The sequence below is a fragment of the Variovorax sp. 01T439_2 genome (assembly GCF_056398445.1).
Genome location: NZ_JBFTPJ010000447.1, coordinates 1 through 4639, shown reverse-complemented (window position 1 = coordinate 4639; position 4639 = coordinate 1). Strand labels below are relative to the sequence as shown.

5 protein-coding genes and 2 pseudogenes are annotated in these 4639 nt (G+C 69.1%); 3 read left to right on the top strand and 4 right to left on the bottom strand.

What is annotated here, in order from left to right; translation table 11 throughout:
- Together AC1DOC_RS20065 and AC1DOC_RS20060 are read left to right on the top strand one after the other, a co-directional pair.
- Window positions 1-548: pseudogene (locus AC1DOC_RS20065) on the top strand (dihydroxy-acid dehydratase); the annotation flags it as partial.
- 6 nt (window positions 549-554) lie between these two features.
- Window positions 555-1472 carry a dihydrodipicolinate synthase family protein gene (locus tag AC1DOC_RS20060; protein ID WP_028253966.1) on the top strand — a complete coding sequence of 306 codons (918 nt, stop codon included), beginning with the start codon at window positions 555-557 and terminating at the stop codon, window positions 1470-1472.
- A gap of 52 nt (window positions 1473-1524) precedes the next feature.
- Here the strand turns inward: AC1DOC_RS20060 and AC1DOC_RS20055 are convergent.
- Window positions 1525-2391, bottom strand: a pseudogene (locus AC1DOC_RS20055) (LysR family transcriptional regulator); the annotation flags it as partial.
- A 120-nt stretch (window positions 2392-2511) separates the two neighbouring features.
- Here AC1DOC_RS20055 and AC1DOC_RS20050 point away from each other — a divergent pair.
- The gene (locus AC1DOC_RS20050; protein WP_028253967.1) at window positions 2512-3291 is read left to right on the top strand and encodes an SDR family NAD(P)-dependent oxidoreductase; all 780 of its coding nucleotides are present in this window, start codon (window positions 2512-2514) and stop codon (window positions 3289-3291) included.
- Window positions 3292-3316: 25 nt separating this feature from the next.
- Here the strand turns inward: AC1DOC_RS20050 and AC1DOC_RS20045 are convergent, their stop codons facing one another.
- From AC1DOC_RS20045 to AC1DOC_RS20035, 3 genes are all read right to left on the bottom strand, one after another.
- Window positions 3317-3571, bottom strand: a complete 255-nt coding sequence (locus tag AC1DOC_RS20045) for a hypothetical protein (protein WP_018903584.1) — start codon at window positions 3569-3571, stop codon at window positions 3317-3319.
- A gap of 172 nt (window positions 3572-3743) precedes the next feature.
- A complete protein-coding gene (locus AC1DOC_RS20040; RefSeq protein ID WP_028253968.1) occupies window positions 3744-4253 on the bottom strand; it encodes a hypothetical protein in 510 nt (169 codons plus the stop codon).
- Window positions 4254-4333: 80 nt separating this feature from the next.
- Window positions 4334-4639: hypothetical protein (locus AC1DOC_RS20035; RefSeq protein WP_478130354.1), on the bottom strand; the 306-nt coding region annotated here is incomplete at its 5' end.

Here is a 4639-nt window from a genome sequence, read left to right as displayed (position 1 = left end):
CGCCCGAACTGCTCAAGCACCGCGGCCGCGCGGTGGTGTTCGAGAACCTGGAGCACTACAAGGAGCGCATCGTCGACGAGAGCCTCGAGATCGACGCCAGCTCGGTGATGGTGATGAAGAACTGCGGCCCCAAGGGCTACCCTGGCATGGCCGAGGTCGGCAACATGGGCCTGCCGCCCAAGCTGCTGCGGCAGGGCGTGAAGGACATGGTGCGCATCTCGGATGCACGCATGAGCGGCACGGCCTACGGCACGGTGGTGCTGCACGTCGCGCCCGAGGCGGCTGACGGCGGACCGCTTGCGGCGGTGCGCGACGGCGACTGGATCGAGCTCGACTGCGATGCGGGCCGCCTGCACCTGGACATCAGCGACGAAGAGCTGGCCGCGCGCCTGGCTTCGCTCAGCAGTGCCGACGCGCAGCCCATGAGCACGCGCGGCGGCGGCTACCAGAAGCTCTACGTCAACCACGTGCTGCAGGCCGACGAAGGCTGCGACTTCGATTTTCTGGTGGGCTGCAGAGGCTCCGCCGTTCCCCGTCATTCACACTGATCCACCATGACCCCCAGATACCGCGGCATCTTCCCGGTGGTGCCGACCACCTTCACCGAACAGGGCGCGCTCGACCTCGAGAGCCAGAAGCGCTGCGTCGACTTCATGATCGACGCGGGCTCGGACGGCCTGTGCATCCTGGCCAACTTCTCCGAGCAGTTCGTGCTGTCCGACGACGAGCGCGAGGTGCTCACGCGCACGGTGCTCGAGCATGTGGCGGGCCGCGTGCCGGTGATCGTCACCACCACGCACTACAGCACCCGCATCTGCGCCGAGCGCAGCCGGCGCGCGCAGGACATGGGCGCCGCCATGCTGATGGTGATGCCGCCCTACCACGGCGCCACCTTCCGCGTGCCCGAGCCGCAGATCTTCGAGTTCTACGCCGGCCTGTCCGATGCGGTGAACATCCCGATCATGATCCAGGACGCGCCCGCGAGCGGCACGCTGCTGTCGGCGGCCTTTCTCGCGCGCATGGCTCGCGAGATCGAGCACGTCGCCTACTTCAAGATCGAAACGGCCGGTGCCGCGTCGAAGCTGCGCGAGCTGATCCGCCTGGGCGGCGATGCGGTCGAAGGCCCGTGGGACGGCGAAGAGGCCATCACGCTGATGCCCGACCTCGATGCCGGCGCCACCGGCTCGATGACCGGCGGCGGCTATCCCGACGGCATCCGCCCGATCATCGAGGCGCACCGCGCGGGCGACCGCGACAAGGCCTTCGCCCTCTACCAGCAGTGGCTGCCGCTCATCAACTACGAGAACCGCCAGGCGGGCCTCCTGGCCTGCAAGTCGCTCATGAAGGAGGGCGGCGTGATCGCTTGCGAGGCGCCGCGCCATCCGCTGCCGGCGATGCACCCCGAGACGCGCGCCGGCCTGATCGAGACGGCGAAGCGGCTCGACCCGATGGTGCTGCGCTGGGGGCGTTGACAGTGGCGCCGCGCCCCTTGACGAAGTAGGGCGCGACGATCTCGGTCAGCCAGTCCATCACGGCCAGCACGCGCGGTGCGAGCTGGCGCCGGTTGGCATAGAGCAGCGAAACCGGCATCGGGCGCGCGCTGAACTCCGGCATCACCTGCACCAGCCCGCCCGCGGCCAGGCTCGCTTCCAGGCCCGCGAACGGCGCCTGGATCAGGCCCAGGCCGGCCCGCGCGGCCGCCTGGTAGGCGTCGGTGCCGTTCACCGTGACGGTCGCCGCCACGGGCCATGTCCTGTACACGCCATCGGCGGGGTCGAGGTACTCCCAGCCTGCGTCGCTGGAGGCGAGCGTCTGCGCGAAATGAACGACCTGGTGCTGCGCCAGGTCGTCGAGCGTGCGGGGCGTGCCGTGCGCGCGCAGGTAGCCGGGGCTCGCCGCATTGGCCATGCGCAGTGCACCGAGCGGCCGCGCGACGAGTTCCGAATCCCCGAGCATGCCCACGCGCAGCACGCAGTCGAAGCCTTCGTGCACCAGGTCGACACGGCGGTCCGAGGTGCTGATGCCGACTTCGAGCGCGGGATGCCGCGCGAGGAATTCGGGCAGGCGCGGAATGACGAGGTCGCGCGCGATGGCGTTCGGCAGGTCGACGCGCAGCCGACCCGTGAGGCCGCCGGCGTGCGAACGGAACATGGTGGCGAGCTGCTCGCCCTCGGCCAGGTAGTCCTTGCAGCGGTCGAGGAAGCGCGCCCCGTCCTCGGTGAGCCGCACGCTGCGCGTGGTGCGCTGCAGCAGCCGCGTGCCCAGCCGCTCCTCGAGCTGCTGCACGGCCACCGAGACGCGCGCGCGGGTCAGGCCGAGCTGGTCCGCAGCACGGCTGAAGCTCGCGAGCTCGGCCACCCTCGAGAAGATGCGCAATTCATCGGTGTTCATGGCCGAGGATTGTTTCCTTTTTGGTTGACAGTGTGCGCAGTTTCCCGGAATTTATCTTTCTGACGGTAATTTTTAAAGTCCACCCATCGACTCATCGATCAACCCACCAAGGACTTTGAAATGACAGCTTCCACAACCGCCAACCCCTTGCGCATCGCACTCGTCACCGGCGGCAGCCGCGGCCTCGGCCGCAGCGCCGCGCTGGCGCTCGCCGCCGATGGCGTCGACGTGATCCTCACCTACGTGTCGAACGACGCCAGCGCGCAGGCGGTGGTGGCGCAGATCGAGGCGAAGGGGCGCCGCGCCGTCGCCCTCAGGCTCGATGTCGGGGACAGCACGACCTTCGCCGCATTCGCGGATTCGGTGAAGGCGGCGCTGGCTGCCACCTGGCAGCGCGAGCGCTTCGACTTCCTGGTGAACAACGCCGGCGTGGGCCTGCACGCGAACTTCGAGGACACGACGGAAGCCCAGTTCGACATGCTCTTCAACGTGCACTTGAAGGGGCCGTACTTCCTCACGCAGAAGCTGCTGCCGCTCATCAACGACGGCGGACGCATCGTCAACGTATCGTCGGGGCTCACCCGGTTCTCGATCGCCGGTGCATCCGCCTATGCCGCGATGAAGGGCGGCGTGGAAACGCTCACACGCTACCTCGCGAAGGAACTCGGCGCGCGCGGCATTGCGGCCAACACGATCGCGCCGGGTGCGATCGAAACCGACTTCAGTGGAGGCATGGTGCGCGACAACCCGCAGGTGAACGCGATGGTGGCCGGTTTCACCGCGCTCGGACGCGCGGGCCAGCCCGACGATATCGGCGGAGTGATCGCGCTCTTGTTGGGGGAGGGCAGTCGCTGGGTGAATGCCCAGCGCATCGAAGCTTCCGGAGGGATGCTGGTCTGAGCGCGCAGCCCCGGCCGCTTGGGGCTCAGCTCTTCTCGAGCTCGCTCACTTGCAGGGACAGGTCGAACAGCTTCGACTTGCTCGCGTAGTAGCGGTCGAGCCGCCATTCCTTCAGGATGTCCATGGCGAGCTCGAAGCTCTTGTAGTCGAGGCTGTAGAGCGTGACCAGCTCGAAGCTGCGTTCGGATTCGAGCGCCAACACGAGCTGCGCCAGGATTTTGGACGACTCGTTGGCCGGGTCCGTTTCTATGAATCGGCGAGCGACCTTGATGGCATTCATGGGATAGTGTTCCTCGGTAGGCAGAGACCGAGAACTATAGCTAGCACGCCCTCGTGCTTTATGACAGTCGTGTGACATGCGAAGGTCATTGCCCTTGACGGGCATGGCGCATGCATCCACCGCCGCCCGGTGCGGGCGGCGGGGACGCCGCTGGATCGCGTGCTTCAGCGCTTCAGCGCATCGGTGCCGGCATGGGAGCCGGCATCGGCGCCGGCTCCATCGGCGCGATGGGCGCAATGGCCGGCGGCGGGACCCGCGAAGGCGCGGGCATCGGCGCCGGCATCGCGGCGGCGGGTGCCGGCATGACGACGGTGGTGACCGATTCGCGGATCACGCCGCCGCCCATCACGCTGCCATCCACATTGCCGCGGGTGTTGCCGCTGCCGCCCATCACGCGGGCCTCGCAGTCGGCGCGGTCGGCCGGTGGCTGGAGCCCGCAGCGCGCGAGGGCGTTGCGCTGGTAGTCGGGCGCGCTGGTCAGGCCGCCGCGTGCGGCTTCCTGGCGTGCGGCGCCGGCCTCGCGGATGCAGGCCGCGCGGTCCTGCTGGTTGTGGCCGCAGACCGCGAGTTCCTGCTGGTAGGTGGAATCGCCGCGGCGCGGCTGGGCCGAGGCCGAGGTGGCGGCGGCCAGGCCGCCCACGGCAATCAGGGCGGCAATCATCGAACGGGTGGTGCTGTTCATGGGGTGCTCCTTGGAGTGACCTGAAACATGAAACTGTTGRACAAGTCGGGCCGCGCCGGGTTCCTTGCGGCCCCTGCCGGTCAGCGCGCGGGTGCGGCCGGCTGTACCGGCTGTGCCGGCAGCGGTGTCACTGTTTCGCGGATGACGCCGCCGCCCATCACGCTGCCTTCGGTGCTGGTGCGTGCGCCGCCCTGCAGGCGCGCCTCGCAGTCGGCGCGGTCGGCCGCGGGCTGTTCGCGGCAGCGCGCCATGGCATTGGCGTCGTAGCGGCCGGGGCTCGCGCTCGTGAGGCCGTTGCGGCCCGCTTCCTGGCGCGCGGCGCCGGCTTCGCGCAGGCAGGCCGCGCGGTCCTGCTGCACGCCGTCGCAGGTGGCGCGCTCCTGCTG

What these genes read in the sequence shown, in the direction of transcription:
- AC1DOC_RS20050 (WP_028253967.1), top strand. Translation starts at nt 2,512, where the DNA reads ATGACAGCTTCCACAACCGCCAACCCCTTGCGCATCGCACTCGTCACC.
- AC1DOC_RS20045 (WP_018903584.1), bottom strand. Translation starts at nt 3,571, where the DNA reads ATGAATGCCATCAAGGTCGCTCGCCGATTCATAGAAACGGACCCGGCC.
- AC1DOC_RS20040 (WP_028253968.1), bottom strand. Translation starts at nt 4,253, where the DNA reads ATGAACAGCACCACCCGTTCGATGATTGCCGCCCTGATTGCCGTGGGC.
- AC1DOC_RS20060 (WP_028253966.1), top strand. Translation starts at nt 555, where the DNA reads ATGACCCCCAGATACCGCGGCATCTTCCCGGTGGTGCCGACCACCTTC.